This is a genomic window from Novosphingobium resinovorum, from assembly GCF_036352595.1.
GTDB classification, from domain to species: Bacteria; Pseudomonadota; Alphaproteobacteria; order Sphingomonadales; family Sphingomonadaceae; genus Novosphingobium; species Novosphingobium resinovorum_B.
Window position 1 is genome coordinate 1 of record NZ_JAZFAX010000008.1, and the last position, 26,563, is coordinate 26,563.

Annotated in this window: 24 protein-coding genes; 7 read left to right on the top strand and 17 right to left on the bottom strand. The window is 67.1% G+C overall.

Going from position 1 to position 26,563, the window contains the following annotated elements:
- Window positions 1–401 precede the first annotated feature (401 nt).
- Complete coding sequence (locus V2S85_RS09640; RefSeq protein WP_419198184.1) at window positions 402–989, bottom strand: hypothetical protein; 588 nt, start codon at window positions 987–989, stop codon at window positions 402–404.
- Window positions 990–1,281: 292 nt separating this feature from the next.
- On the opposite strand from V2S85_RS09640, the gene V2S85_RS09645 reads away from it, so the two are divergent.
- Entirely contained in the window at window positions 1,282–2,274 is a 993-nt protein-coding gene (locus V2S85_RS09645) for an adenosine kinase (RefSeq protein WP_330702648.1), read from the top strand.
- A 17-nt stretch (window positions 2,275–2,291) separates the two neighbouring features.
- Window positions 2,292–2,798, top strand: coding sequence for an exonuclease domain-containing protein (locus V2S85_RS09650; RefSeq protein WP_330702649.1), 507 nt, complete (start codon window positions 2,292–2,294; stop codon window positions 2,796–2,798).
- Window positions 2,799–2,855: 57 nt separating this feature from the next.
- Here the strand turns inward: V2S85_RS09650 and V2S85_RS09655 are convergent, their stop codons facing one another.
- Window positions 2,856–3,341 (bottom strand): hypothetical protein, encoded by a 486-nt coding sequence (locus V2S85_RS09655; protein ID WP_330702650.1) that lies wholly within the window; start codon window positions 3,339–3,341, stop codon window positions 2,856–2,858.
- Window positions 3,334–4,617: a phosphoribosylamine--glycine ligase gene (gene purD, locus V2S85_RS09660; RefSeq protein WP_330702651.1), complete on the bottom strand. Its 1,284-nt coding sequence runs from the start codon at window positions 4,615–4,617 to the stop codon at window positions 3,334–3,336. Before purD ends, V2S85_RS09655 begins: the two co-directional genes overlap by 8 nt.
- A 5-nt stretch (window positions 4,618–4,622) precedes the next feature.
- On the opposite strand from purD, the gene xseA reads away from it, so the two are divergent.
- The 4 genes from xseA to V2S85_RS09680 all read left to right on the top strand — a co-directional run bounded on the left by xseA (window position 4,623) and on the right by V2S85_RS09680 (window position 8,314).
- The gene (gene xseA, locus V2S85_RS09665) at window positions 4,623–6,119 is read left to right on the top strand and encodes an exodeoxyribonuclease VII large subunit (RefSeq protein WP_330702652.1); all 1,497 of its coding nucleotides are present in this window, start codon (window positions 4,623–4,625) and stop codon (window positions 6,117–6,119) included.
- Window positions 6,120–6,146: 27 nt separating this feature from the next.
- Window positions 6,147–6,350 carry a DUF2093 domain-containing protein gene (locus tag V2S85_RS09670; RefSeq protein WP_330702653.1) on the top strand — a complete coding sequence of 68 codons (204 nt, stop codon included), beginning with the start codon at window positions 6,147–6,149 and terminating at the stop codon, window positions 6,348–6,350.
- A gap of 82 nt (window positions 6,351–6,432) precedes the next feature.
- Window positions 6,433–7,257, top strand: a complete 825-nt coding sequence (locus V2S85_RS09675) for a M23 family metallopeptidase (protein WP_419198188.1) — start codon at window positions 6,433–6,435, stop codon at window positions 7,255–7,257.
- Window positions 7,258–7,360: 103 nt separating this feature from the next.
- Window positions 7,361–8,314, top strand: coding sequence for an esterase-like activity of phytase family protein (locus tag V2S85_RS09680; protein WP_330702655.1), 954 nt, complete (start codon window positions 7,361–7,363; stop codon window positions 8,312–8,314).
- 87 nt (window positions 8,315–8,401) lie between these two features.
- On the opposite strand, the gene rpmB is transcribed toward V2S85_RS09680, so the two are convergent.
- Entirely contained in the window at window positions 8,402–8,686 is a 285-nt protein-coding gene (rpmB, locus tag V2S85_RS09685; RefSeq protein ID WP_330702656.1) for a 50S ribosomal protein L28, read from the bottom strand.
- Between the two features lie 113 nt (window positions 8,687–8,799).
- Between rpmB and V2S85_RS09690 the strand changes: the two genes are divergently transcribed.
- Entirely contained in the window at window positions 8,800–9,255 is a 456-nt protein-coding gene (locus tag V2S85_RS09690) for a nucleoside deaminase (protein WP_330702657.1), read from the top strand.
- 157 nt (window positions 9,256–9,412) lie between these two features.
- Here the strand turns inward: V2S85_RS09690 and V2S85_RS09695 are convergent, their stop codons facing one another.
- From V2S85_RS09695 to gltB, 13 genes are all read right to left on the bottom strand, one after another.
- Window positions 9,413–10,114: a ribonuclease T2 family protein gene (locus tag V2S85_RS09695; RefSeq protein ID WP_330702658.1), complete on the bottom strand. Its 702-nt coding sequence runs from the start codon at window positions 10,112–10,114 to the stop codon at window positions 9,413–9,415.
- A complete protein-coding gene (gene nadC, locus V2S85_RS09700; protein WP_330702659.1) occupies window positions 10,111–10,971 on the bottom strand; it encodes a carboxylating nicotinate-nucleotide diphosphorylase in 861 nt (286 codons plus the stop codon). The genes V2S85_RS09695 and nadC overlap by 4 nt, the downstream gene beginning before the upstream one ends.
- Window positions 10,972–11,237: 266 nt before the next feature.
- Complete coding sequence (locus V2S85_RS09705; protein WP_008831834.1) at window positions 11,238–12,035, bottom strand: LytR/AlgR family response regulator transcription factor; 798 nt, start codon at window positions 12,033–12,035, stop codon at window positions 11,238–11,240.
- 46 nt (window positions 12,036–12,081) lie between these two features.
- Window positions 12,082–13,242, bottom strand: a complete 1,161-nt coding sequence (locus V2S85_RS09710) for a sensor histidine kinase (RefSeq protein ID WP_330702660.1) — start codon at window positions 13,240–13,242, stop codon at window positions 12,082–12,084.
- Window positions 13,243–13,612: 370 nt separating this feature from the next.
- Complete coding sequence (locus V2S85_RS09715) at window positions 13,613–14,302, bottom strand: DsbA family protein (RefSeq protein ID WP_330702661.1); 690 nt, start codon at window positions 14,300–14,302, stop codon at window positions 13,613–13,615.
- Between the two features lie 65 nt (window positions 14,303–14,367).
- Complete coding sequence (locus V2S85_RS09720; RefSeq protein WP_330702662.1) at window positions 14,368–15,729, bottom strand: M48 family metalloprotease; 1,362 nt, start codon at window positions 15,727–15,729, stop codon at window positions 14,368–14,370.
- Window positions 15,730–15,834: 105 nt separating this feature from the next.
- Window positions 15,835–17,181 carry a hypothetical protein gene (locus V2S85_RS09725; RefSeq protein WP_330702663.1) on the bottom strand — a complete coding sequence of 449 codons (1,347 nt, stop codon included), beginning with the start codon at window positions 17,179–17,181 and terminating at the stop codon, window positions 15,835–15,837.
- Between the two features lie 91 nt (window positions 17,182–17,272).
- Window positions 17,273–18,574, bottom strand: coding sequence for an MFS transporter (locus tag V2S85_RS09730; protein WP_330702664.1), 1,302 nt, complete (start codon window positions 18,572–18,574; stop codon window positions 17,273–17,275).
- Window positions 18,575–18,615: 41 nt separating this feature from the next.
- Entirely contained in the window at window positions 18,616–19,053 is a 438-nt protein-coding gene (locus V2S85_RS09735) for a DUF2141 domain-containing protein (protein ID WP_330702665.1), read from the bottom strand.
- Entirely contained in the window at window positions 19,008–19,748 is a 741-nt protein-coding gene (locus tag V2S85_RS09740) for a sterol desaturase family protein (protein ID WP_330702666.1), read from the bottom strand. The genes V2S85_RS09735 and V2S85_RS09740 overlap by 46 nt, the downstream gene beginning before the upstream one ends.
- A 43-nt stretch (window positions 19,749–19,791) precedes the next feature.
- On the bottom strand, window positions 19,792–20,100 hold the full coding sequence (locus V2S85_RS09745; protein WP_330702667.1) for an antibiotic biosynthesis monooxygenase family protein: 309 nt from the start codon (window positions 20,098–20,100) through the stop codon (window positions 19,792–19,794).
- A 277-nt stretch (window positions 20,101–20,377) separates the two neighbouring features.
- Window positions 20,378–21,811, bottom strand: coding sequence for a glutamate synthase subunit beta (locus V2S85_RS09750; protein WP_330702668.1), 1,434 nt, complete (start codon window positions 21,809–21,811; stop codon window positions 20,378–20,380).
- Between the two features lie 19 nt (window positions 21,812–21,830).
- The gene (gene gltB / locus V2S85_RS09755) at window positions 21,831–26,468 is read right to left on the bottom strand and encodes a glutamate synthase large subunit (RefSeq protein ID WP_330702669.1); all 4,638 of its coding nucleotides are present in this window, start codon (window positions 26,466–26,468) and stop codon (window positions 21,831–21,833) included.
- Window positions 26,469–26,563: the final 95 nt, after the last annotated feature.

A 26,563-nucleotide genomic window follows, 5' to 3' on the forward strand; every position in this document is an offset into this window, starting at 1 on the left:
CTCGATCGGCGGGCATTGGGAAGCGTATCAACGCGATGGCATGCAAACCGAGGGTGCCCCTCCACCACCCTGCGGGTGGTCCCCCTCCCCGTGCCGGGGAGGAACTGACGACAGCTTCCCACCCAAACCCACCGTCACCCTGAACTTGTTTCAGGGTCCATCAAGCCGATAGTTCAGGTTCCCGATCAGCAAACCGAGATAGCAGTTTGCGACTCAACATCACCGGCACCAACCGCCCGATGGATCCTGAAACAAGTTCAGGATGACGAAGCCTATCGGGAAAAGTACACTTTCCACCCAAATCAGCCTGAGCGGTCAGGGTGGGGTGATCGCAAGTCACCACCCAATCCCGGGGTAGCCCTGAAACACTTCACGAATAAGGGCATCGGCAGAACCAATCCTCACCTCTGTCGCAGCGCCGCCACGCACGCGGCCCGGTCCACGTTCTGCCCGTCCGAGGAACGCCGCGTTTCCACGTAGGTGGCGTGCGGCTCTTTCGACGTCGTGCTGGGATAGAGGAACACGTCGAGCACGCAGGCGGTGCCGGTGAACTGCAGCTTGCGCGCGTCGCCTTCCCACACGTCCAGGCGGGGCTCCCCGAACATGCGGGTGAGCTGGCTCTGGTTGGCGCCGATCACGCCTTCGAGGCCCGGCGCCATCTGCACAGCGGCGTCGCGCGGTGCGGCGCGGGTCGGCTGGCGGGTGACGGGGACGCCCTTGATCCGTTTGCCGGGTGACGGCGCGGGCGTGCTCGCCACACTGCCGCCCGTCGACGAACAGGCCGACAGGGCAAGCGCCAGCGCAGCCGCACCAAGCGGAAGAAGGAAGCGGGGCTGCAGGGGAACTCTCCCGGAAGACGTCGTGCTCATGATCGCCTGCGGCATCGCCCGGCGGCAGGGGCAAGTCAACGGGCCATCGCCCGAACCACTTGCGCCTGCGGGGAACGGCGGCTTTCCTACAGACGCGGCGGCGGGGTATTCTGGTGCCATGTTCCGGATCACCCGTTTCCCAGACCTGTCAACTTGCGCCGCGCGCAAGGTTACACTTTGCGCCTGCAAGGTGACACATTGCCTGCACAAGGTGACACCTTTGCGGCACAAGGTGACACTTTCGGGCCCGAAATGGCTCAAAATCGCCGCAAGGTGACACCTTTTCCCTCTGGACCGTGTCAACCGTGTAAACCTGCGTCACCTTGCAGCGCATCCGGCCCCGCGCTAGTCGCTCGGGCAATCGAAATTCCCGGACCTGTTTCCGGCCTCCACTGAAGGACTTACCCACCCCATGACGCAACCCCGTCTGGACGTCATCGCCATCGGCAACGCCATCATCGACGTCATCGGCAACTGCTCGGACGCGCAGATCGAGGAACTCGGCCTGGTGCGCGGCGGCATGCAGCTGATCGACGGCGATCAGGCCCGCACCCTCTACGACGCGATGGGCCCGGCCCGCGAAGTCTCGGGCGGGTCGGCCGCCAACACGCTGGCGGGCCTCGCCGCGCTGGGCGCCAAGTGCGGCTTCATCGGCCAGGTCGCCGACGACCAGCTGGGCGAGGTCTTCACCCACGACATCCGCGCCGGTGGCATCGAGTTCGACGTTCCCGCCCGCGCCGGCGAGACGCCGACCGCGCGCTGCCTGATCTTCGTCACCGCCGACGGCCAGCGCACGATGAACACCTTCCTCGGCGCCTCGCACCTGCTGTCCGCCGACATGGTGGCCGATGCGACGATCGCCGAGGCGGCCGTGCTCTACCTCGAAGGCTACCTGTGGGACCCGGTCGAGCCGCGCGCGGCGATGCGCAAGGCGATCGCGGCGGCGCGCGCCGCCGGCCGCAAGATCGCCTTCACGCCGTCGGAATCGTTCATCATCGACATGCACCGCGGCGATTTCCTGTCGCTGATCGACGAGGGCCTGATCGACCTCATGTTCTGCAACGAGACCGAGCTGGCGACGCTGACCGGCCTGTCTTCGTTCGAGGACGGCATCGCGATGCTGGCGGCCAAGGTCTCGGTGCTGGTCGTCACCAAGGGCGCCGAGGGCGCCGTGGCGCTTTCCGGCGGCGAGCGGGCGGAAGTCGCCGCGCAGCCGATCGAGCGAGTGGTCGACACCACCGGCGCGGGCGACCTGTTCGCGGCGGGCTTCCTCTACGGCCACGTGCGCGGCAAGGGGCTTGAGGAAAGCCTCAAGATGGGCGCAATCTGCGCGAGCGAGATCATCTCGCACTACGGCGCGCGTCCTGAGTGTGACCTCGCGGACTTCGTCGCGGCGCGGATGTAACGAAAGGAACCGCCGGTTTGAGCTGTCCCGCGCTGATCGACTTCGAAGCGAGCTGCCTGCCCGAATATGGGCAGTCCTATCCCATCGAGGTCGCGGTGGCGCGGATCGACGGTTCGAACCGGGCCTGGCTCATCAAGCCTGCCGAAACCTGGCGCTACTGGGACTGGTCGGACGAGGCCGAGGCGCTGCACGGCATCAGCCAGCAGATGCTTGACGACGAGGGCCTGCCGCCCGCGCAGGTTCTGGCTGAGATGGCGGAATTCGTAGGCAACTGCACCGTTTACGCCGATGCCGATCTCGACCAGTACTGGCTGGAAGTGCTGTGCCAGGCGATCGGCACGAAGCCGCCGTTCCCGGTGCATTACCTCGGCGAGTTTTTGAAGGACCACGGCTTCTCGCGCCCGCAGGTGGTCGCCGCGCTGGATGAGGCCAAGCGCCTGCTGCCCAAGGAACATCTGGCGCGAGAGGATGCCAAGCGGCTGGCGATGGTGGTGAAGCTGCTGGTGGACGGCGAGGTGGGGTGATCGCCGCCCGCCTTGCTTTTTCGCTCCGTTCCCGCTCAGGCTGAGCGGGGTTGGTGCTTAATGCCCGCCCCGCTGCGCGCTCTGCAATTGCGCGGCGCACTGCGCCTTCCTCTGATCCCGCGCCTCTGAAAGCGACTGCGCGGTCTGCGAGGGCAGCGCGCAGTCCTGCGCCGGGCGGATCGGATGCTTGGCAAGGCAACCGCTGCGGGTACTGAACAGGTCGTCGGCGCAGTCGTCGAAGGCGGCCTGATCGGCGTCGTGCATCGCTTGGCAGGCCTGCGTCCAGCGCTGGCGATAAGCGCTTTCGGCCAGATCCGTGCATTGGCCGTAGGCCGCCTGTGCCTCCTGTTCACGCCGGGCGCGTTCGGCCAGCGCGCGGGACTGTTCGGCGGCCTTGGACTGCTTCTCCGCCATCGCCAGCGTCTGCTGGTGGATGTCCTGCGCGGGCAGGTAGATGCCGTAGTAGTAGCCCACGCCCGCCCCGCCCATCAGGGCGCCGAGCGCGAGGCACAGCTTCAGGATCGGGTCGGCGTGCTTAAGCATGGCTCTTTTCGCGCGCCACTTCGCGCCAGCCGATGTCGCGGCGGGTGAAGCCGGTGGGGAAATCGATCGCGTCGACGGCGGCATAGGCCTTGGCCTGCGCCTCGGTCACGCTGCCCGCGCGGGCAGTGACGGCCAGCACGCGCCCGCCGCTGGCGACCAGTTCACCGTCCTTCAGCGCGGTGCCCGCGTGGAAGACCCTGGCGCCGTTCGCCTCGGCCTCGGCCACGTTGCGGATCGCGCCGCCCTTGGCCGGGGTACCGGGGTAGCCGTCGGCGGCCATCACCACCGTCAGCGCCACGTCGTCCGAGAAGCGCGGCGGCTCGATCGCGGCCAGGCGGTTCTCGGCGCAGGCGTGCAGCAGTTCGACGAGGTCCGATTCGAGCCGCATCATGATGACCTGGCATTCCGGGTCGCCGAAGCGGCAGTTGTACTCGATCAGCTGCGGCCCCTTGGGGGTCAGCATAAGGCCGAGGAACAGCACGCCGGAATAGGGCATGCCCTCGTTGGCGAGGGTGCGCACGGTCGGCGCGATGATCTTCGTCATCGCCTCGGCCTGCAGTTCGGGGGTGAGCACCTTGGCCGGGCTGTAGGCGCCCATGCCGCCGGTGTTGGGGCCGGTGTCACCGTCGCCCACGCGCTTGTGGTCCTGCGCCGAGGCGAAGGGGACGATGGTGGAGCCGTCGGTCAGCGCGAAGAAGCTGGCTTCCTCGCCTTCGAGGAATTCCTCGATCACCGCTTCCGCGCCTGCTTCACCGAAGCGCCCGGCGAAGATGTCGCGCACGGCGGCTTCGGCTTCTTCCATGGTCATCGCCACGGTGACGCCCTTGCCCGCTGCAAGGCCATCGGCCTTGATGACGACGGGGGTGCCGAACTTCGCCAGCGCGGCCATCGCCGTCGCCTCGCTGGAGACGCGCTCGTAGCCGCCGGTCGGGATATTGGCGCGGGCGCACAGGTCCTTGGTGAACCCCTTGGAGCCTTCGAGCTGCGCCGCTGCCTTGCCGGGGCCGAACACCGCGAAGCCTTCGCCGCGCAGCGAGTCGGCAAGGCCGTCCACCAGCGGCGCCTCGGGGCCGATGACGACGAGGCCGATCACGTTCGCCTCGCAGAAGGCCAGCACGGCGGCGTGGTCGGTCGCGTCGAGGTCGATGCACGTCGCGAGGCTCGAAATGCCGGGGTTGCCGGGGGCGGCCCACAGGGTATCGCAGCGCGGGGATTGCGCCAGCTTCCAGGCCAGCGCATGTTCGCGGCCGCCCGAGCCCAGTAGCAGGATGTTCATTTCCCGTGCCTTCCGATCAATTCTACGACGATGATTACAACGACGGTCGTTCGGGGGGGCTGGTAGCGAAGGACACGGCCGGGGACAACGCCGCGCCGCTCTCGATCAGCGAGATTTCGAATCTCCTCAAGCGCACGGTGGAGGACCGCTTCGGCTTCGTGCGCCTGCGCGGCGAGCTGTCGGGCGTGAAGCGCGCGGCCTCCGGCCACCTCTACTGCGCGCTCAAGGACGACAAGGCGGTGATCGACGGGGTGATGTGGAAAGGCGGCGCCCAGCGCCTCGCCTTCCGCCCCGAGGACGGCGTCGAGGTCATCGCCACCGGCAAGCTGACGACCTATCCCGGCCGCTCCAAATACCAGATCGTCATCGAGACGATGGAGATCGCGGGCGAAGGCGCGCTGCTGGCGCTGCTCGAAAAACTGCGCGCCCGCCTTGCCGCCGAGGGCCTGTTCGCGCCCGAGCGCAAGCGCGCGCTGCCCTACCTGCCGCAAGTGATCGGCGTCGTCACCTCGCCCACCGGCGCGGTGATCCGCGACATCCTCCACCGCCTTGCCGACCGCTTCCCCAGCCGGGTGCTGGTCTGGCCGGTGCTGGTGCAAGGCGAGGGCGCGGCGGCGCAAGTGGCGAATGCGGTGCGCGGCTTCTCGGCCATCCAGCCCGGCGGGCCGGTGCCGCGTCCAGACCTCGTCATCGTCGCGCGCGGCGGTGGTTCGATCGAGGACTTGTGGAGCTTCAACGAAGAGATCGTCGTGCGCGCCGTCGCCGATTCGACGATCCCCGTGATCTCGGCGGTCGGGCACGAGACCGACACCACCTTGTGCGACCATGCCGCCGACCGCCGCGCACCGACGCCCACCGCTGCGGCGGAAATGGCAGTGCCGGTGCGTGCCGAACTGGTGAACCAGATCGACGAGATGGGCTTGCGGATGCGCCGCTGCGCGCTGCGCCCGGTGGTGCTCGGCCGCGAGCGGCTTGAGGCGCGCGTTCAGCGCCTGCCCAAGCCTGAGGCGATCCTCGCCGCCAAGGCCCAGAAGCTGGACGAACTCTCCGAACGCCTGCGCCGGGGCCTGCAGGACCGCGCCGCCGCCAAGGGGCGTTCGCTGCAGCAGGTCGCGGGCCGTCTCTCGCTGCCGCTGCTGCGCCACCGCGTGCAGATCTGCGATGAGCGGCTGGCGCGCATCGGCCTGACCCCGCGCCTGCTCGAACGGCGCTGGATGCTGGCGCGCGATGCGCTGGCGCCGGTGAACCGCGTGTTGCCGCAGCTCGACCCGCGCCTGCCGCTGCAGCGCGGCTATGCTCTGGTGAAGGCCCATGACGGCAATGCCCTCACCACGCGCGAAGCGGCCGCACGCGCGGGCAAGCTGGTGATCGAGTTCCGGGACGGCGAACTTGCGGTGACGACGGGGGAGGACATGCCCGCCGCCTCTCCCACACCGCGCACCACGCCGCCCAAGCCTGCACGACAGACTTCCGGCACGGCACGACAGGGCGATTTGTTCTGAGGCGGCGGCTCTGCTAGGATCGCGGCCATGTTGATGTCCTCTGCAGACCGCCCCGCCAAGCTTGCCTATGGCCCCAACGGCTTTCGCGTGCTCAGCCCCGGTCACTACGTCGCCTGCGCCGTGACCGGCGAGAAAGTGTCGCTGGAATCGCTCCGCTACTGGAGCGTGGAGCGGCAGGAAGCTTATGCTTCGGCGGAGATCGCCACGCGGCGGCTGCTCGGTCAGGCCTGAATTTCCCGCCATGAACAGCCGCGCATGGGGGCTTGCCCTGGGCTTCGCGGTCGCTGTCGGTACCGCGCTGGTCGTTCCTCCGATGGCATTGCGGGCGGCGCAGCCCGGCGGCGTCGCTCCCGTGGCGCCCGCCGCGCCGGCCCGGCCGGTGTCCTTGCCGTTCGCCGGTGAACTGACGCAGGGCGGCTGGATTCGCGGGACGGTGCCCGCAGGCGTGCGATCGCTTTCGCTGGATGGCACCCCGGTGAGAATCGCCCCGGATGGCGGCTGGTTCGTAGCCTTCGACCGCGACGCCGGCCCACAGGCCGTGCTGCGGTTGTCCTACGCCAATGGCACGCTGGGCGAACAGCGCCTGACCGTGGCGCCGCGCGCATGGCAGATCGAGAACGTCGATATCGCGCGCAAGCCGGGCGGCCCGACCGAGGCATTCATGACGCTACGTCGCCCCGAACTCGCCCGAATCGAGGCCGCGCGGACCCTCGCCACCGATGCCCAGGGGTGGCGGCAGAAGTTCATCTGGCCTGCGCAGGGGCGGATTTCCGGCCGCTTCGGTTCACAGCGGATCTATCGCGGGGAGCCGGGAGCCTATCATTCTGGCCTCGACATCGCGCCGGGCGGCAGCGGTGCACCTTTCGTCGCACCGGCGGACGGAGTGGTCATCCTGGCGGCGGACAAGCCGTTCACGCTGGAGGGCAACCTGCTGATGCTCGACCATGGCATGGGCCTCAACAGTGCTTTCCTGCACTGCTCGCAGATCCTGGTGAAGGAGGGCGAGCATGTGAAGCAGGGGCAGATGATCGGCCGGATCGGCATGACCGGGCGCGCCACTGGCCCGCACCTGCACTGGTCGATCAAGTGGAACGACGCGCGGCTGGACCCGCTGCTGTTCACCGGACCTCGAAACTGAACGCGATCCGGCTTGCCAAGCCGGCGTTTGCGCGTATTCAGCCCTTGTGCGCCGCAGCATAATTCTCCTTCCTGTCCTGGCGCTGCTGCTTGGCGTTACGTGGATGCGTTCGCCCCGCGTCGAGCACCGGGGCAAGCTGCCGCTGATCGACGCGGTGATCGCCCTGCCCCTGCCGGATCGACGTGAACTGGCCGGGTATCTCGGCCCGTTCCGGCTGGAAGGCATGTGGCAGGTGAAATCGCGACATCCGATGGTCTTCGGCTATTCGGCGCTGGTGGCCGAGCCGGATGGGCGGCTGCTCGCCTTCAACGATTCGGGCGACACGCTGTCCTTCGCACCGCCCGGCGTGGCCGGCACGAAACCCCGCGCGAACTGGATACGCTTCGAGCGCAAGGCGGCGAACAAGTCCGCACGCGATGTCGAATCGGCGACGCGCGATCCCGCGACGGGTGGCTACTGGGTGGGACTGGAGGGGCGTAACAGCATCGTCAGGCTCTCGCCCAAGCTGGCCGCGACCGGGGAGGTGGCGCCGACCGGGATGCGCGGCTGGGGCGTCAACACCGGCCCGGAAGCGCTGTCCCGGTTGCCGGACGGCCGCTTCGTGACAATCCGCGAAATTCCGCCGACGCTGATCGAACCGCGCCTGCACGACGCGGTGCTGTTCGCCGGCGACCCCATCGAGCATCCCCACGGACAGCCGTTCCGGTTCGACGGGCCGGACAATTTCTCCGTCGTGGACATGACACTGCTGCCCGACGGGCGCGCGCTGATCCTGATGCGGCGGCTGCTCTGGCCATTTCCGCTGCGCTTCGCCGGACGAATCGTGATCGCCGACACGCGGCGGATCCGGCCCGGCAGGACGTGGCATTCGGTGCCGCTGGCCTCCCTTGCCTCGGTGCTGCCGGTCGATAATTTCGAAGCGATCGCCGCCGTACCGCAGCCCGATGGCCGCATCACCATCTGGGTGATGTCCGACGACAACATGATGCGCGTGCTCCAGCGCACGCTGCTATGGAAGCTGACCGTCGATCCCAAGCGCCTGCCCTGGCCGGAATGAACGCGAAAAAAGCGCGCGAAGCCAAGCTTCGCACGCTTTTTTCCAAACCTATATTCCTGATGCGCTCCCCCGCAGGAGAGCGGGAAATCAGGCGGCCTGCTGCTTCTTGAGGTCGCGCTTCACCTTGACGGCGCGCGGCGACAGCTTGGCGTCCGAGGTCTTCAGCAGCCAGTTGTCGAGGCCGCCGTTGTGCTCGACCGAACGCAGGCCGTGGGTCGAGACGCGGAACTTGAAGCTGCGGTCCAGACCTTCCGACAGGAGCGTCACGTTCTGCAGGTTGGGCAGGAACACGCGCTTGGTCTTGTTGTTGGCGTGGCTGACGTTGCAGCCAACCTGGCGGCCCTTGCCGGTCAGTTCGCAGATGCGGGACATGGTCTTTCTCGCTCGAAAAATTGTTTGCCGTAAGTACGGGAAGGCGCGCCCTTACCGATTCCCCCGGGCAAGGTCAAGTTGCGCACAGGTTTTTCGCGGGCTAGCGCAGGCGCATGACTCGCTGGCCGCTTCCCGAATACATGGCTCTCGCCCTCGCGCAAGCGCAGGAGGCCGCCGATTCCGGCGAAGTGCCGATCGGCGCGGTGGTGGTGAAGGACGGCCGTGTCCTTGCCGTCGGCCGCAACGGCCCGCGCGAGCGCCACGATCCGACCAGCCATGCCGAGATCGAGGCGATTCGCGCCGCCGCCCGGATTCTCGGCAACGAGCGCCTCGAAGGCTGCGAGCTGTGGGTGACGCTGGAGCCTTGCGCGATGTGCGCCGGCGCCATTGCCCACGCCCGGATCGCGCGGCTCTACTACGCAGCGCCGGACCCCAAGGGCGGCGCGGTGGAGCACGGCGCGCGGGTGTTCGAGCATCCGCAGTGCCTGCATCGACCGGAGGTCTACGCTGGCATGGGCGAGGCGCAGGCGGCCGAGATGCTGCGCGCGTTCTTCCAGGCGCGGCGGTGAAAACTCGACAGGTCGCGCCTGACCCTTCGACAAGCTCAGGGTGAGCGGAGGTAGGGTAAACCTCCCAATCACGCTCAAGCTGGGTGGAGATCGTGTAACCTGCCAATTCCGCTCAGGCTGAGCTTGTCGAAGCCCCCGCTTCTTACGCTGACGGTCCTTACAAGCCGCGCCAGATCTTCAACGCAGCCGAATCGCCGGGCCCATATTGCCGCGCCTGGCACCGCGCGGGGCGGAAGTCCTTGCCGTAGCAGAGCCGCACCGCGCGCAGCCAACCGGTGCGGCTGATTTCCACCCCCACCGCCTCGCGCGGCCATCCGCGATTCGCCGCGCCGAATTCCTCGCGCAGGTCGCCCACGGTCAGATCCTTGCGGCGCGAGAGGCGGTCGGCGTCGGGCCAGTGGATCGAACGCCACAGGATCGCGCTGACGCGAAAGTACTTCTGCGGGGTGGCGACCATGCAGCTCCCATGCTTGGCCCACTCATGCGCCAGCAGGCCGGGCGAGGGGCTCATGCACAGGTTCTCGCGCAGCACTTGCGGCGAAGGAGCGGTCTGCGCGCCGCACCACTGCGGCGAGGGCCCCCGCGCCGCCTCGGGCCAGAGCCCGTGCAGGACGAAGCCGAAGCGGCCATTGGCGCGGTTGCATTGCATCGACCGCGTGTCGCCGCTGGTCTTGCAGTAATCGGGCGACCAGCTCGCCGCGAGGGTATAGCCGCCGATCGCCGTGCGCCGCACCGGTCCGTCGGGCACGGGCGGCTTCACCGGAGCGACCACGCGCGGGACGGCGCATTGATAGGCCTGTGCCCACACGGGCGCGGGCAGCAAGGCAAGCGCCGCGATCAGGGCGGCGGCGGCCTTCACAGCGGCGTGAAGTCCAGCCCGATATCGGCGGCCGGTGCGCTCTGCGTCAGGCGGCCCACCGAGACGTAGGTAACGCCGCTGGCGGCGATCGCGCCGATGGTCTTGAGATTGACGCCGCCCGAAGCCTCGGTCGGGACACGGCCCCCCACCAGCGCGACGGCCTCGCGCAGCATGTCCGGGCCCATGTTGTCGAGCAGCAGGTGATGCGCGCCCGCAGCGATGGCGGGTTCGATCTGGTCGAGGTGGTCCACCTCGCAGATGATCTGCGCCACGCCTGCGGCCTTCGCGCGGGCCACCGCCGGGCCGACTCCGCCTGCGACGAGAACATGGTTGTCCTTGATCATCGCCGCGTCCCACAGGCCCATGCGGTGGTTCCTGGCACCGCCCATGCGGGTGGCGTACTTCTCCAGATGGCGCAGGCCGGGGATGGTCTTGCGGGTGTCCAGCAGCGTCGCATGGCCTTGCATGGCATCGACGTACTCACGGGTCATCGTGGCGATGCCCGAGAGGTGCTGCACGGTGTTGAGGGCGCTGCGCTCGCCGGTGAGCATGGCACGGGCGTTGCCGGTGAGGCGCATCAACTGGGTTCCGGGCGCGACCTGCGTGCCTTCCTCGACGAGGATTTCGATTGCCATCGCCGGGTCGAGCTTGCGGAAGAACGCGGCCGCGATCGGCAGGCCAGCGACGGTGATGGCATCGCGCGAATCCATGAAGCCGGAGAACCTTGCCTCGGCGTCGATCACGCTTTCCGAAGTGACGTCACGCCCGCCGCCGGGAAGGCCTTCGCCGAGGTCTTCGGCAAGGGTGGAGGTGACGAATGCGACGAGGTCGAAAGCGGGAAGCGCGAACTGGGTCATGGCCGGGTTCTTTGCGCGTTCTGAAGGGGTTGTCGAGTGAAGAAAGAGGGAAGTTCTGGGGCCATTGCCCCAGACCCCGGAACTGTCGTCGTCGCGCGCGCAGGGGCGTTCAGTGCGGTTGAATAGGGGGTTTAGCCTGCGGCGCTTCTAACTCATTTCGTCATTGCGAAGTTTGGGTTGAATCCCCAACGAAGCGTCGCGCACGGGCGACGACGGTAACGGGGGTGCAGGGGGGGCCATGCTCCCCTGCCTATCCCTTCAAGACCTCAGTGCACGAACCGCGCGATCACATCGCGGTACGAGCGCGAAACCTTCACTTGCGCGCCCGAATCGAGCACGAGGAAGCATTCGCCGTTGGTATGCGGTTTCACCTGACGCACCTGGTTCAGGTTCACGATCGTCGAGCGATGCACGCGCTGGAACACGCGCGGGTCGAGGCGGCGTTCGAGGTCCTTCATCGTCTCGCGCAGGATCAGCGAGTTGTCGGCGGTGCGGATGCACATGTAGTCGCCCGCGGCCTCGATATGCTCGATCGAATCCACGTCGATCCGGAAGATCTGCCCGCGGTCCTTGATATTGATGAGCTTTTCGTAGCGGTCCGAGTTCGGGTCGGTTTCCTCGGGCATGTGATCCACCGCATCGGGGGCGACTTCGGCGAGGACCGTCTTGAGCTTTTCCGCTTCTTCCGAGCTGCGCTTTTCGGACAGGCGCTGGCGCACGCGGGCGAGGGTGTCGTCCAGCTTGCTCTCGTCCACCGGCTTCATCAGGTAGTTCACCGCGTTCGCCTCGAAGGCGCGGACGGCGTGTTCCTGATAGGCGGTGACGAAGACGAACAGCGGCGGTTCGATCTCCATCACGCCCTTCACGACCGAGAAGCCGTCGAAGCCGGGCATCTGGATGTCGAGGAAGACGAGATCGGGCTTTTCCGTCTTGATCTTGCGGATCGCCTCGCGCCCGTTCGCGCAAGTGTCGATGATCTCGACGTCGGGGTACTTTTCGAGCCGCAGCTGCAGGCCCTGGATTGCGAGTTTCTCATCATCGACGAGAATCGTGCGAATGGTCATAGGTATGTGTCTCCGGTGCGGCTAACGCGCACGGGGCAGGATTGTTTCATCGCGCCATCTGAACGGGCTGACGCGCTGGTTCGGGCATGTCCTCGGTGGTTTCGCGGCGCTCGAAAGGGAGTTCTATCACGACTGCGAAGCCGCCTTCCAGCGGTTCGATCGTTTCGAAGCGGTGGTTCTCGCCATAGGCCTGCGACAGGCGGTCGCGGATGTTGGACAATCCCACGCCGGTGGAAACCGGCTCCCCTCCATCGTAGGTCATGCCCGATAGCCTGTTGTCGGTCGTGGGACTTTGCAAGCCCGGCCCGGTGTCCGAGACGGTGATGCGAAGCATCGGCCCGACGAGTTGCGTGGCGACGGTGATCTCCGCGCCCGCTTCCTGCTGGCTGACGGCGTACTTGATCGCGTTCTCGACCAGCGGCTGGAGCAGGAGCGAGGGCAGCAGTCCGGTTTCGGTGGCGGGATCGATGGTGAACGTGGTGCGCAGCCGCTCCTCGAAGCGCATCCGCTCGATATCGAGGTAGAGCTGGAGGGTCTCGACCTCCTGCTCCACGGTGACCCGCGCGGAGGGCTTGTTTATGAGGGTATAGCGCAGGAACGAGGACAAGCGGCTGAGCATCGCGTTGGCGGGCTCGGTCTGCTTCAGCAGCACCAGCGTCGAGATCGAGTTCAGCGTGTTGAACAGGAAGTGCGGGTTGAGCTGGTAGCGGAGCATCGCCAGCTGGGCACTGGTGGCCTGGTTCTCCAGCCGGATCAGCTGGTCGTTCTGCTCCTCCACCTGAAGGTAGAAGTTCACCATGTAGTAGAGCGCGGTCCAGGCGCCCAGCAGGGTGGCATCGAAGTAGAAGACGCCGAGGAACAGTTGCGCGAAGCTGTCTCCCTCCCCGCGCCAGAGCGAGATGACCCAGGCGTCGATGAAGGCGTGCAGCGCCACCGCGACCGGCAGCATCAGGGCGGTCAGGCCCCAGGTGATGATCGCCCGACGCCTGATGAGCGCGCGATAGATCACCGAGAGCACCAGCGAGACGGAGAAGCCCGTGATCGTGGCGATGACGACCAGCACCAGCGAAGCCGAGGACTGGTTGTTGGCCAGCGTCGACATCGTGCGCAGCACCATCGCGCCGCCCCAGCCGATGAACTGAAGGCGCCAGAACGCGCGGTCCTTGTTGGCGAAGAAGGGAATGGGCTGGATCGGCAGGACGCTCATTTTGAACTCATACGCTATGTGAATCAGTGCATTACCGGGCAGTTTTATCGCTAAATTACAGATTTTTAATCTCATGCACCGGATTTAATCAGTACAAAATTTTGAGCCTGATTAATGGGCCTATCTATCTGATGATCGGAGAGAGTTATGAAGCGGAATTTTTCACGTGGAACTGTGTTTGCAGCCGCGGCGGCGGTTATGCTTTGCGCTTCTGCCGGAGTAGCATACGCAGCGCCAGCGGCCTGCAACTATAATGTATCCGGTTTCTGGGCTCATATGGCGTTGGCGCGGGATATCTTCTTCGGAAACTGCTTTGGCTGAGGCGCTGGCGCAATCGCGCTAACTATTTTCCAGCATCCAGTTAATTGCTTCACATCGCTTTGACCGCCTCGGACAGGCTGTCAAAACCAACCGCGCCGGGGATCAGGCGGTCCCCGGCGATCCAGCTGGGCGTGCCGGAGAAGCCGAGGCGCTGCGCCATTTCGAGGTTGCGGCCGATCTCGGCCTCAACGGTGGGGCTGGCGGCGATCCGGCGGGCGCGGTCGAGGTCGAGCCCGATTGCCTTCGCCACGGCGGCGATGGTCGGTGCATCGACCTGCCCGGCCTTGTACATGGCATCGTGGAACTGGGCGTACTTGCCCTGCTCGGCGGCGGCAAGGGCCATGCGGGCGGCCTCCGGGCTCTGCGGGCCGATGATCGGCAGCTCGCGTACGACGATGCGCAGATCCGGATTCTTCGCGATCAACTGGGCGACGTCGGGCAGGCTCTGGCGGCAATAGCCGCAGGCATAGTCGGAGAATTCGACCAACGTGACCTTGCCGTTCGGGTTGCCGAGCACCGCGCCGGGGAACGGCGTCTCGACCGCCTGACGGACCCCGCCGAGCGCCTTGGCGGCCTCGCGGCGGCGCAGTTCGTCCATCGCCTGAGGCAGGATCTCGGGGTTTTCGAGAATGTAGTCGTGAACCACGCGCTCGACCGCGATGCGGCCGCCCAGCCAGCCCCCCACTCCCACGACGGCGAGGATTGCGGCGGTGGCGGCGAACTTGGTGGCGGTGCTCATGATAAAGGGAAATACCTGTCGTGATGGGAGTTCGGGGCGGCGGATGCGCCTGATCTGAATGGGCCCTAGCGCCGCTTCTTGTCGCGTTCCAGTTCGGCGCGGGCCTGCATCTCGATGTCCTGCGCGCGTAGCCAGTCGGGCGAGCCCTGGGGCAGGCCGGCCTCGGCCGCCTGGGCGCTGCGCAGGGCTTCTTCCATGCGGCCGGAGAGCGCCTGCTGCTCGGCGCTGGCGAGATAGGCGCGCGGCATGTCGCCGTTGGCGGCGTAGATCATGCCGAGCTGGTACCAGGTGAACGGATTCTCCCGATCGCGCGCCACCGCGTTCTTGAGGACGCCTTGCGCCTCCTTGTAGTTGGCGGGGTCTTCGGTCGCCATAAGCGCATGGCCGAACAGCGTCGCGATCAGCGGCGAGTTGCCGGACAGGTCGGTGGCCTTGCGCAGCATCGGCAAGGCCTCCCCGGGTTTGCCCGCCTCGAGCAGGATCTGGCCGTCCAGTTCGAGGAAGTAGGGATCGTCGGGATCGGCCTTGATGAGCGCCTCGGTCTCGGCGCGGGCTTCGGCGAACCTGGATTCGCGGTGATAGGCATAGGCGCGGGCATAGCGCGCGGGGATGGTCGTGTCGGTCGCCGGGTACTTGCGCAAGACCTGGTAGGGTTCGGCCAGGAAGCCGAACAGCTTGGCCTTGGCCCGCAGGAAGCGCGCCTGCATCTTCGCATCGTCGGGTCGGGTCCAGGCCGCGTCCTTCTCGTAGGTGTCCTGCAGCGTGGTGATGCGATCGCCGGTGAGGGGGTGGGTGGAGTAGAATTCGTCGCCGTCCTTGGCGCGGTAACCGTAGCGGAACTCCATGTTCTGGAGCTTCTTGAAGAACTCCAGCGAGCCACGTCCACTGATGCCGGCGCCCGACAGGTACTGCGCGCCCGCCGCGTCGGCCGAGGCTTCCTGCGAGCGGTTATAGGCGAGATACTTCCCCATCGCCGCCTGCTGGCCGGCCATGATGACGCCCAGCGCCGCCTCGCCTCCTCCGGCGGCGGCCGCGGCGGCGCCCAGCAGCAGCGAGAGCAGCGAGATGTTGGTGGCGCTCTTGCCGCCCATGTTGAGCACGGCATGGCCGCCGGTGACGTGCCCCAGTTCGTGCGCGATCACGCCCTGCACTTCGGCGGCGGTGTCGGCCTGGTCGATCAGCCCGGAGTTGACGTAGACCGCCTGCCCTCCGGCAACGAAGGCGTTCACCGAGGAATCGTTGACGAGCACGATATCGACGTTGCCGGGCTGCAGGCCGGACGCCTTGACCAGCGGCGCGGCCATGTCGCGCAGCAGGGCTTCGGTCTCGGCGTCGCGCAGGATCGACTGCGCGGCCGCCGGCAGCGGCGCCAGCCCCAGCAGCATGGCGATCGCCGCGCGCAATGCAGAAAGTCGCAGCTTGGGCATCGGTCCTCTTGGCGGCCGGAGGGCTTAACCGGCGATGAAGAGGCTTGCATGCACGCGTGGCGGGACGGTGTCGAGGGGCCCCGCGCCGCCGTCATGACATGGCGGTCAGCCTAGCAGGCGCTTCGCGGCGCGCTGGAGCAGGGTATCGTCGTCCACTTCGCCCACCAGCACGATCTCGCCGCCGGGCAGGCGCCGGGCGACGAGCACGGTGAACTCCTCGCCCTCGCGCGCGATCTCGGCGAGGGGGCGGGATTCGATGGTGCGCAAGTCGCTGGCGAGGCGCGCGCGCGAATCGGTCGGCAGGATGCCCGCTTCCTCGCGGCGCAGGCGGCGTTCCTCGCGCACCAGCGCCTTGAGGCCGCCGGGCGCCGCGCCCATATGCGCCGCCAGCGTGCCCCGGGTCAGGCCGAGGCGCTGGCCATGCGCGAGGACGGCGGCGAATTCGGCCAGGCGCGTCTTGTCGTAATCGGCGCCGAAGACCAGCTTGACCACCGGCCCCAGCGGCGCGCGCTCCTGCATCCTGATACCGGCATCCTCGATCAGTTCGGCGAAGTCCTCAGGCGCCTCGCGCGCGGCCAGCGCGAAGTCGTAGGCGCGGCCGATCGCCTCGTAGAGCGCCTGGTGCGATCGTTCCTCGCTGCGCCGGGCGAGCAGCGCCTGTTCTCGGGCCGATGCCAGCCAGTCGGCAAGGCCCATCTCGGCCTCGGCGAAGGCGGTCGGCTCGGCCTCGAACGCGAAGCCGGGGCGCGGAAGCTCCAGCGATCCATGGGCATCGATCGCCGGCAGCGCGAAATCGGTCGCGCCCGGTCCGTTGCGGTCCCACGATGACGTGTCGAACATGGCGGGCCCGTCGGCCCAGTCGGTCAGCGGCTCGGGCGCGCGCAACCTGGCAGGGGCCTCCTCGTCGGGGGCGGCGACACGGAGGGGCTCGGCGCTCTCCTTCCAGTTGATGACGCCGTAGATGTAGTCGATCCGCTCGCCCCCGCGCGAAAAGGGCATCAGGATGCCGCGGTAGAGCACCGTCATCCCCCGCGAGCCGACGTATTCCGCCTCGAACCCGATCGGCGCCTCGTTGGCGAGTATCTGCATGTAGTGGTCGGTGATGCGCGAGAGGAGCGAGCCGCCCGGCACATCCGCCAGCCGCCGGATCGGCCCTTCGGCCTCGCATTCCGCTGCCAGCGCGGCGCCGACATAGGGGATGGCGGGATCCTCGATGCCGTCGGAAAAATCGAGCAGGACACTGCGCGGGCCGAAGTCCGGCAGGTTGGCGGGATCGAGGTCGGCGATGTCGGGGAAGGTCTTCTCGCCCAGCAGGCTTGCCCAGAAGTTGTAGGCGCGCACCTGCATGCGGCGCTCGTCATTGCCCGGCTTGCGGACCGGCGTCGGGGATTCCGGGGCGTCCGCCGCCCCGCCATCGCCCGTCCCGGAAAATTCACCGCCCAAACCGTCCATGTCGCGTCCCGACTCACCCCTGTAGAGTGCCCGTTCTGGCGCAACATGGTGTATTAAGGATTAAGCCGCGCCTGCCGGGGAACCCGCGATTTCAGCGCTGGTCGAGAACTCCCTCGCCCGGCTTGGGCAGCGGGGCAACGACACGCAGCAACACGAACGACACGATCAGGAACACAGAGCCGGCATGGAGCGCAAAGGCCACGCTCTTCCAGTCGGCCATGGTGCCCCACGCCCACGATCCCAGCGCCATGCCGCCGAAGGTCACCGCCTGGTAGATCGACAGGCACCGCCCCAGGATAGCATCGGGAGAACGCAGCTGCACGGCGGTGTTGAGCGTCGTCAGGATCATCACCCAGGCCATGCCGGACAGGAACGCCGCCGGCAGCGCATAAAGCACGCCCGGCACTTCGGCGACGACCGAGAGCGAGACGACGAACATCGCCGCGCCCGCCGCCAGGATGCCCTCAAGCCCGATCCGGCGGCGCAGCGGGCCGGTGAACGGGGCGGCGATGATCGAGCCGATGCCGAACAGGCCCAGCATCAACCCGTAGTCGAGTTCGTCACCATGCATCGGCCCGCTCACCACGGTCGGCAACAGCGACTGGTAGGCGGCAAGGCTGAAGCCCAGCGCGAAGCCGCGCATCAGGATCCGCCGCACCGGGCCGTTGGTGGCGCAGTAGCGGATGCCCACGGCCACCGCGGGCAGGATCGGGCGGCGCTCGATCGGCCGGGCCTCCGGCTTCCACCACAGCAGCACACAGATCAGCCCGACATAGCTGAAGGCGTTGAAGGCGAAGGCGAACGATACGTCCCAGATCGAGATCAGCATGCCGCCCACCGCCGGCCCGATCGACCGCGCGATGTTGAAGGAGATCGAGTTGAGCGCGATCGCTTGCGGCACTTCCCTCGGTGCCACCTGCTGACGAACCGAGGCCTGCCACGCCGGGGAATTGAGCGCGGTGCCGATGCCCACGCTGAGCGTGAAGGCCAGCAGCAGGAACGGCGTCAGCAAGTGCGCATAAGCCAGCACCGCCAGCGCGGCGGAGACCACCAGCATGCCCACTTGCGCGGTGAGCATGACGCGGCGGCGGTCGAAGTTGTCGGCGATGGCGCCCGCGAAGACGCCGAACAGCATGATCGGCACCGTCGCCGAGGCCTGGACCAGCGCGACGAGCTGATGCGACGGCGTCAGCTCGGTCATCAGCCAGGCCGCGCCCACGCCCTGCAGCGTCGAGCCGAGGTTGGAGAACAGGTTGGCGGTCCAGATCGCGCGGAACACCGGATAGCGGAACGGCGAGAACGCCCCGGCGGGCGGCGGCGGGACCAGCCCCGTCGTCGCCGCGTCGACCGCCTTCTCCACGGCCTGCTCGATCCTGTCCTCGTCCCGTCTCACGCGTCGGGCCTAAGCCGCACGGGAAAGCGGGGCAAGGGCGGTCAGAGCAGATATCGCATCCGTATCGCCAGGCGAACATTTTCCGCCCCCACGTCGAACGCGGCGCTGCGGAAGCTGGGCGGGCCCATCCGCACCGGCGCATCGTGCGAGAAGCCATAGCCTTCGCGCGGGATCATCAGGCGGGTATCGAGCTTGCCGTTGCCGTTCTCGTCATGGATCAGCGAAACCGCATAGCGACCCGCCGGCACCGCGCCGAAATCGAGCACCGCCGCATCGCTCGCGGGCACCGTCAGCTTGCGGGCGAGCGGATCCTTGCGGCAGTCCGGAAAGGCATCGGCCCGCGCCGTCAGGCAGGCGAGAACCTGCCCCCTGGCCGACCGCATATCCGTAACCGCGACCGACACATGGGCGTCCGGCGGTGCATTGGCGGCGGTCAGGGCGAGGAGAACGCCCGCGACAGCCCGGCGTCGGTGCCGCACCAGTGGTCCCAGTGGCGAAAGTAGAGCCCGTAGTTGCATCGATAACTTTCGTGGTGCTGCTGGTGATGGCTGGCGGTGATGAGCCAGCGGCCGAGCGGCGAATGGACCATCCATCGGGGAAACATCTCCCAGCCCATGTGGTTGGTGATGCCCATCACCGTCATGATCGTCAGCACCGTGCCCAGCGCCGCGACATGGATCGGGACGACGAACACGAGCGCGGGAATCACCACGGCGCCGGTGAGTGCCTCGATCGGGTGGAAGCTCATCGCCGCCCAGGCGGTCGGCGGGCGGCTGGCATGGTGGACGGCATGCGCCAGGCGGAACACGCGGGGGCGGTGCATCCAGCGATGGGTCCAGTAGAACCAGGTGTCGTGGAGCAGCAGGCAGGCGAGCACCGAGACCGGCAGCCACCACAGCGGCCAGTCGTGTACATCGGTGTAGATCCGCGTCCAGCCATGCTCGCGCCAGCCCCAGGCGACCACGCCCGAGGGGATGCCGTAGATCGCGGCGGATGCCAGCGACCAGGCGATCTCGCTGCGGATCTGGCGATCGAGGCCCCGGTAATGCCCCGGATGCACGCGCGCGGTTATCCAGGCGAAGATCCCGGAGGTGACGAGGTAGCGCAGGCCCACGATCGCGGTCATCGCGAGAGCGGAAGCCAGTATCGCCAGCAGGGAAGCGTCGCGCGCCATGGGGCGCGGGATTATGCCTTTGTGCGAAGGAGGGGAAGGGAAATCAGGCCGATGCGCCTGTAACCGCATCGTCCATCAGATAATGGCTCATGGCGCCGCCGGTGGTGAGATCACCGAAGCAGGCACGGAACCTGCCGAATGCGTCGAGGGTACGGGCGCTCCGGTGCGCTTCCATCGAGGTCCACACGACGTTGAAGGTGAACTTGGACGGGTTCTCCACCCCGCGCCCGAAGCGGGCGGAGACCACGCCCTCGCACGCGGCGAGGTGGCCGATGCCGTCACCGCGCATGGCGGCGGCGAACTGGTCCTCGGCGCCGGGGCGCACTTCGATCTCGGCGATTTCCAGCAGCATGACGGGTCTCCCTTTGGCGGGAGAGAGCCGGGGGCAGGGGGCGCGGTCAAGGTGGCGAGGCAAGTGATCGCGCCGGCGTGGTGCGTGCGGCGGGGGCTTCGACAAGCTCAGCCTGAGCGGATTTGAGAGAACACCTTATCGGCTCTTGGACAGAGGGGGTGTAGCCAATACCTTTAATCCCGCTCAGGCTGAGCTTGTCGAAGCCCCCACGGCAAGGCGCAACGAAAAAGGGGCGCACCTTTCGGCACGCCCCCTCTCAATCCGATAACGCAGATAATCAGCGCGGGAGCTGGCTCACGCCCATCAGCGCCTCGTCCACCGAACGCGCGCACTGGCGGCCTTCGCGGATCGCCCAGACGACCAGCGACTGGCCGCGGCGCATGTCGCCGCAGGACCAGATCTTCTCGTCGCTGGTGCGGTATTCGAAGACGTTCGCCTTCACGTTGCCGCGCGCGTCCAGCTCGACGCCCGACTGGTCGAGCATGCCGGCCTTGCGGGGGCCGAGGAAGCCCATGGCGAGGAAGATCAGGTCGGCTTCGAGCGTGAACTCGCTGCCTTCGATCTCCTGCATCTTGCCGCCCTTCCACTCGACGCGGACGCATTCGAGGCCCTTGACGTCGTTGTCGCCGATGACGCGCTTGGTCAGCACGGCCCAGTCGCGGGTGGCGCCTTCCTCGTGGCTGGAGGAGGTGCGCAGCTTGAGCGGCCAGAACGGCCACGACAGCGCCTTGTCTTCCATCGTCGGCGGCTTGGGCATGATCTCCAGCTGGGTAACCGAAGCGGCGCCCTGGCGGTTGGAGGTGCCCACGCAGTCCGAACCGGTATCGCCGCCGCCGATGACGATGACGTGCTTGCCGGTGGCCGACAGGGTGCCGCGCGGGGCGGCGCGCAGTTCGTCGTCGCCGGCGTTGCGCTTGTTCTGCTGGGTCAGGAACTCCATCGCGTAGCGCACGCCCGGAAGCTCGAAGCCGGGGATCGCGAGCGGGCGCGGGTCTTCCGCACCGCCGGCGAAGACCACCGCATCGAAGTTTTCCTTGAGCGAGGCGACCGAGACGGTGACGCCCACTTCAACCGAGGTCTTCACCTCGACACCTTCCGCCATCATCTGCACGAGGCGGCGGTTGATGAGGTGCTTCTCCATCTTGAAGTCGGGGATGCCGTAACGCATCAGCCCGCCGACGCGGTCGTTCTTCTCGAACAGCGTGACCGAGTGACCGGCGCGGGCCAGCTGCTGGGCGCAGGCCATGCCCGCCGGGCCGGAGCCGACGACGGCGACCGCCTTGCCGGTGCGCTTTTCAGGCACCTGCGGGGTGATCCAGCCTTCCTGCCATCCCTTGTCGACGATCGCGCATTCCACCGACTTGATGGTCACGGGCTCGTCGATGATGTTCAGCGTACAGGCCGCCTCGCACGGGGCGGGGCAGATGCGGCCGGTGAACTCGGGGAAGTTGTTGGTCGAGTGGAGGACTTCCAGCGCGTTGCGGAAGTCGTCCTCGTAGACCAGGTGGTTCCAGTCCGGGATGATGTTGTTGACCGGGCAGCCGGTGTGGCAGTGCGGCACGCCGCAGTTCATGCAGCGCGACGCCTGTGCCTTCAGCGCCTCGGGCGAGAGGGGGACGACGAACTCGTTGTAGTTCTTGAGGCGATCCTCGACCGGACCGTACGTACGGTCCTTGCGGTCGAGTTCGAGGAAGCCAGTTTCCTTGCCCATTGTGATACGTTCCTAAATCTTATTCTGCTGCGACCGAGGCGGCTTCGAGGCGTTCGGCCTCCTGCTGGCGCAGGGCCTTCGCGAAGTCGCGCGGCATCACCTTGACGAACTTGCCCAGCGTGGTTGCCCAGTCGTCGAGCAATGCGCGGGCCCTTTTCGAGCCGGTGTGCAGGTGGTGGCGTTCGAGCAGGATGCGCAGGCGCTCCGCATCGTGGCGCAGCATGTCGCCCATGCCCAGGTCGCGAACCGAGACGGTGCGCTGCTGGGGACGGCCCGTACCCTCATCTTCGTCGGCTTCGGCCGAGATCGGCTGCAGGTCCACCATCGAGGGGTTGACCAGCTTCGCGAACTCGCCGTCCTCGTCGTAGACGTAGGCGATGCCGCCCGACATGCCCGCCGCGAAGTTGCGGCCGGTCTTGCCCAGCACCATCACCACGCCGCCGGTCATGTACTCGCAGCCATGATCGCCGCAGCCTTCGACGACCGCGATCGCGCCCGAGTTTCGGACCGCGAAGCGCTCGCCGCCGACGCCGTTGAAGAACGCCTCGCCGGAGATCGCGCCGTAGAGCACGGTGTTGCCGACGATGATGTTCTTGAGCGGATCACGGTTCACATGGCTCGGCTGGCGCACGATCACGCGGCCGCCCGACAGGCCCTTGCCGACGTAGTCGTTGGCATCGCCGGTCAGGTCGAGCGTGACGCCGTGGGCAAGCCAGGCGGCGAAGCTCTGGCCGGCGACGCCGGTGAGCTTCACGTTGATCGTGTTGTCGGGCAGACCGTCATGGCCGTAGCGACGCGCCACCTCGCCCGAGAGCATCGCGCCGACCGTGCGGTTGACGTTGATGACGGGCTTTTCGATGCGGACGGCTTCGCGCTTTTCCAGAGCATCGGCAGCGCCCTCGATCAGCACGTTGTCGAGCGCGTGTTCGAGGCCGTGGTCCTGCACTTCGCTCCAGCCCAGCGAGGGGCCGTCGCCCAGCGGTGCCTGGTAGAGCACCTTGGACAGGTCAACGCCCTTGGCCTTCCAGTGGCTGATCGCCTTCTTCATGTCGAGGCGATCGACGCGGCCGACCATCTCGGGGATGGTGCGGAAGCCGAGTTCGGCCATGATCGCGCGCAGTTCTTCCGCCACGAAGAAGAAGTAGTTGATGACGTGCTCGGGCTGGCCGGTGAAGCGCGCGCGCAGCACCGGGTTCTGCGTGGCCACGCCCACCGGGCAGGTGTTGAGGTGGCACTTGCGCATCATGATGCAGCCCGCCGCGATCAGCGGTGCGGTGGCGAAGCCGAACTCTTCCGCGCCCAGCAGTGCGGCAACCGCGACGTCGCGGCCGGTGCGCAGGCCGCCGTCGGCCTGGACCACCACGCGGCTGCGCAGGTTGTTGAGCAGCAGGGTCTGCTGGGTTTCGGCGAGGCCGATTTCCCAAGGCGAACCCGCGTGCGTCAGCGAGGTCAGCGGCGAAGCGCCGGTGCCGCCTTCGTAGCCCGAGATCGTGATGTGGTCCGCACGCGCCTTGGAGACGCCAGCCGCAACCGTGCCCACGCCCACTTCGGACACCAGCTTGACCGAGACGCGGCTGGTCGGGTTCACGTTCTTGAGATCGTGAATGAGCTGCGCGATGTCTTCGATCGAGTAGATGTCATGGTGCGGCGGCGGCGAGATCAGGCCGACGCCCGGGGTCGAGTGACGGGTGGCGCCGATGGTCTTGTCCACCTTGTCGCCCGGCAGCTGGCCGCCTTCGCCGGGCTTCGCGCCCTGCGCCATCTTGATCTGGATGTCGTCGGCGTTGACCAGGTACTCGGTGGTGACGCCGAAGCGGCCCGAGGCGACCTGCTTGATCGACGAGCGCATGGTGTCGCCGTTGTCCAGCGGCTTGAAACGCTTGGGGTCTTCGCCGCCTTCGCCGGTGTTCGACTTGCCGCCGATGCGGTTCATCGCCACGGCCAGCGTGGTGTGCGCTTCCCAGCTGATCGAGCCGTAGCTCATCGCGCCGGTGGCGAAGCGCTTCACGATCTCGCTTGCGGGCTCGACGTCGTCGATGTGGATCGACTGGCCGGGCACGAAGTCCATCAGGCCACGGATCGTGAGCATGCGCTCCGACTGGTCGTTGATGGTCTGAGCGAAGGCGCGGTACTTTTCAGGCACGTTGCCGCGAACGGCGTGCTGGAGCAGGCCGATGTTCTCGCTGGTCCAGGCATGTTCCTCGCCGCGCACGCGCGATCCGTAGATGCCGCCCACGTCGAGCATGTTCTTGAAGACCGGGTTGTCGCCGTAAGCCGCATCGTGACGGCGCACGGTCTCTTCCGCGATCTCGGCAAGGCCCGCACCCTCGATGGTGGTGGCGGTTCCGGAGAAGTACTTATCTACGAACGCCGTGGACAGGCCGACCGCGTCGAAAATCTGCGCGCCGCAGTACGACTGATAGGTCGAGATGCCCATCTTGGACATGACCTTACGGATGCCCTTGCCGATGGCGTAGACGTAGTTCTTCGCCGCCTGCTCGGCCGAGACCGGCAGGTTCTTGCGCACCCGCATTTCCTCGATGGTTTCCAGCGCGAGGTAGGGGTTGATCGCTTCGGCGCCGTAGCCCGCCAGAGCGCAGAAGTGGTGAACTTCACGCGCTTCGCCGGTTTCCACGACAAGGCCGGTCTGCATGCGCAGGCCCTGGCGGACGAGGTGGTGGTGGACGGCCGCCGTCGCCAGCAGCGCGGGCATGGCGATCCGGTCCGGGCCGACGCTGCGGTCGGACAGGATCAGGATGTTCTTGTCCGCCAGCACCGCTTCGGTCGCGGCCCAGCACATTTCCTTGATTGCCAGCTCAAGCCCTGCGGCGCCGGTCTTGGCGTCCCAGGTCATGTCGATGGTGCCGGTGCGGAACGCGCCGTCGAGCGCGGCCTCCACCGAGCGGATCTTGGCAAGGCCAAGGTCGGTCAGGATCGGCTGGCTGACTTCGAGGCGCTTGTGCGTGCCGGCGTCATGACCCAGCAGGTTCGGGCGCGGGCCGATCATGGTGACCAGGCTCATCACCAGTTCCTCGCGGATCGGGTCGATCGGCGGGTTGGTGACCTGCGCGAAGTTCTGCTTGAAGTAGTCGTAGAGCAGTCGCGACTTGTGCGACAGCACCGGGATTGGCGTGTCGGTGCCCATCGAGCCGAGCGGATCGTCGGCGTTCACGGCCATCGGCTCGAGGAAGCGCGTGGTGTCTTCCTGCGTGTAGCCAAACGCCTGCTGGCGATCGAGCAGCGTGCCGGTGGGCTTGGGCAGCTCGGCCAGTTCGGGTTCGATCACGTCGAGATCGGCCAGCTTGTACTGCGTGCGGTCGAGCCACTCTTCGTAGGGCTCGGCCTCGGCCAGCTTGGTCTTGATCTCCTCGTCCTCGATGATGCGGCCTTCCTCGAAGTCGATCAGCAGCATGCGGCCGGGCTGGAGACGCCACTTGCGCACGATGTTGTCTTCCTTGATCGGAAGGACGCCGCTCTCGGACGCCATGACGCACAGGTCGTCGTCGGTGACGAGGAAGCGCGCGGGGCGCAGGCCATTGCGGTCCAGCGTGGCGCCGATCTGGCGGCCATCGGTGAAGGCGACGGCGGCCGGGCCGTCCCACGGCTCCATCAGCGCGGCGTGGTATTCATAGAACGCGCGGCGTTCCGGAGTCATCAGCGGGTTGCCCGCCCATGCCTCGGGCACCAGGATCATCATGGCGTGAACCATGGAGTATCCGCCCGCGATCAGCAGTTCGAGCGCGTTGTCGAGGCACGCGGTGTCCGACTGGCCGTGCGGGATCAGCGGCCACATCTTGTCGAGGTCGGCGCCGAGCAGCTCGGATTCCATGGTGCGGCGGCGCGCGTTCATCCAGTTCACGTTGCCGCGAACGGTGTTGATCTCGCCGTTGTGCGCCATGAAGCGGAACGGGTGCGCCAGCTTCCAGCTCGGGAAGGTGTTCGTCGAGAAGCGCTGGTGCACGAGGCCCAGAGCCGAGACGAATTCCGGGTTGCGCAGGTCGTCGTAGAACGAGCCCACCTGGGTCGCCAGCAGCAGGCCCTTGTAGACGATCGTGCGGGTCGAGAAGCTGGGCATGTAAAGCTCGGTGAGCCCCGGCATGTCATGCTTCTCGGCCAGCGCCGCCAGCGGGTTCTGGGTCTGCTTGCGGATCGCCAGGATCTTGCGCTCGAAGGCGTTCTGGTCGGCGCAGCTTTCACCGCGCCCGACGATGCACTGGCGGATGACCGGCATCGATTCGAGCACGGTCTTGCCGAGGCCGTCGAGCGTGACGGGCACGTCGCGCCAGCCGATCAGGTGCTGGCCTTCCTTCTTGATGAACTTCTCGAACACCGAGACGATCATCTCGCGCGAGGCATCGTCCTGCGGCAGGAAGCACATGGCGACCGCGTAGTCGCCCGCCTGCGGCAGTTCGAGGCCCTCGGAAGTGGCCCAGGTGCGCAGCAGCGCATCGGGAATCTGGGTCAGGATGCCCGCGCCGTCACCCAGCAGGGGGTCGGCGCCCACCGCACCGCGGTGGTCGATGTTTTTCAGAATCTCCAGAGCCTGGGTAATGATCGCGTGGTTTTTCTGGCCCTTGATATGGGCGACGAAGCCCACACCGCAGGCGTCGTGTTCATTGCGCGCGTCATAGAGGCCCTGGGGCTTAGGAAATCCCATCGATATAAACCCATCCTGTGTTTTTTGGCGCCGTTTGGCAGGGGATCACTGGGCATGCCTGCGGACTCGCACCGAATCGTGCGAACGACCCCACG

Bases quoted from the DNA above. Each gene is read 5' to 3' on its own strand.
- V2S85_RS09710 (WP_330702660.1), bottom strand. From the start codon at position 13,242: ATGAGCGTCCTGCCGATCCAGCCCATTCCCTTCTTCGCCAACAAGGAC.
- V2S85_RS09690 (WP_330702657.1), top strand. From the start codon at position 8,800: ATGACTCGCTGGCCGCTTCCCGAATACATGGCTCTCGCCCTCGCGCAA.
- V2S85_RS09750 (WP_330702668.1), bottom strand. From the start codon at position 21,811: ATGGGCAAGGAAACTGGCTTCCTCGAACTCGACCGCAAGGACCGTACG.
- gltB (WP_330702669.1), bottom strand. From the start codon at position 26,468: ATGGGATTTCCTAAGCCCCAGGGCCTCTATGACGCGCGCAATGAACAC.
- V2S85_RS09680 (WP_330702655.1), top strand. From the start codon at position 7,361: ATGCGTTCGCCCCGCGTCGAGCACCGGGGCAAGCTGCCGCTGATCGAC.
- V2S85_RS09715 (WP_330702661.1), bottom strand. From the start codon at position 14,302: ATGAGCACCGCCACCAAGTTCGCCGCCACCGCCGCAATCCTCGCCGTC.
- V2S85_RS09675 (WP_419198188.1), top strand. From the start codon at position 6,433: ATGGCATTGCGGGCGGCGCAGCCCGGCGGCGTCGCTCCCGTGGCGCCC.
- nadC (WP_330702659.1), bottom strand. From the start codon at position 10,971: ATGACCCAGTTCGCGCTTCCCGCTTTCGACCTCGTCGCATTCGTCACC.
- V2S85_RS09705 (WP_008831834.1), bottom strand. From the start codon at position 12,035: ATGACCATTCGCACGATTCTCGTCGATGATGAGAAACTCGCAATCCAG.
- V2S85_RS09725 (WP_330702663.1), bottom strand. From the start codon at position 17,181: ATGGACGGTTTGGGCGGTGAATTTTCCGGGACGGGCGATGGCGGGGCG.
- V2S85_RS09655 (WP_330702650.1), bottom strand. From the start codon at position 3,341: ATGCTTAAGCACGCCGACCCGATCCTGAAGCTGTGCCTCGCGCTCGGC.
- rpmB (WP_330702656.1), bottom strand. From the start codon at position 8,686: ATGTCCCGCATCTGCGAACTGACCGGCAAGGGCCGCCAGGTTGGCTGC.
- purD (WP_330702651.1), bottom strand. From the start codon at position 4,617: ATGAACATCCTGCTACTGGGCTCGGGCGGCCGCGAACATGCGCTGGCC.
- V2S85_RS09640 (WP_419198184.1), bottom strand. From the start codon at position 989: ATGGCACCAGAATACCCCGCCGCCGCGTCTGTAGGAAAGCCGCCGTTC.
- V2S85_RS09670 (WP_330702653.1), top strand. From the start codon at position 6,147: ATGTTGATGTCCTCTGCAGACCGCCCCGCCAAGCTTGCCTATGGCCCC.
- V2S85_RS09720 (WP_330702662.1), bottom strand. From the start codon at position 15,729: ATGCCCAAGCTGCGACTTTCTGCATTGCGCGCGGCGATCGCCATGCTG.
- V2S85_RS09745 (WP_330702667.1), bottom strand. From the start codon at position 20,100: ATGCTGCTGGAAATCGCCGAGATCGAAGTGCGCCCCGGCGCCGAGGAC.
- V2S85_RS09740 (WP_330702666.1), bottom strand. From the start codon at position 19,748: ATGGCGCGCGACGCTTCCCTGCTGGCGATACTGGCTTCCGCTCTCGCG.
- V2S85_RS09645 (WP_330702648.1), top strand. From the start codon at position 1,282: ATGACGCAACCCCGTCTGGACGTCATCGCCATCGGCAACGCCATCATC.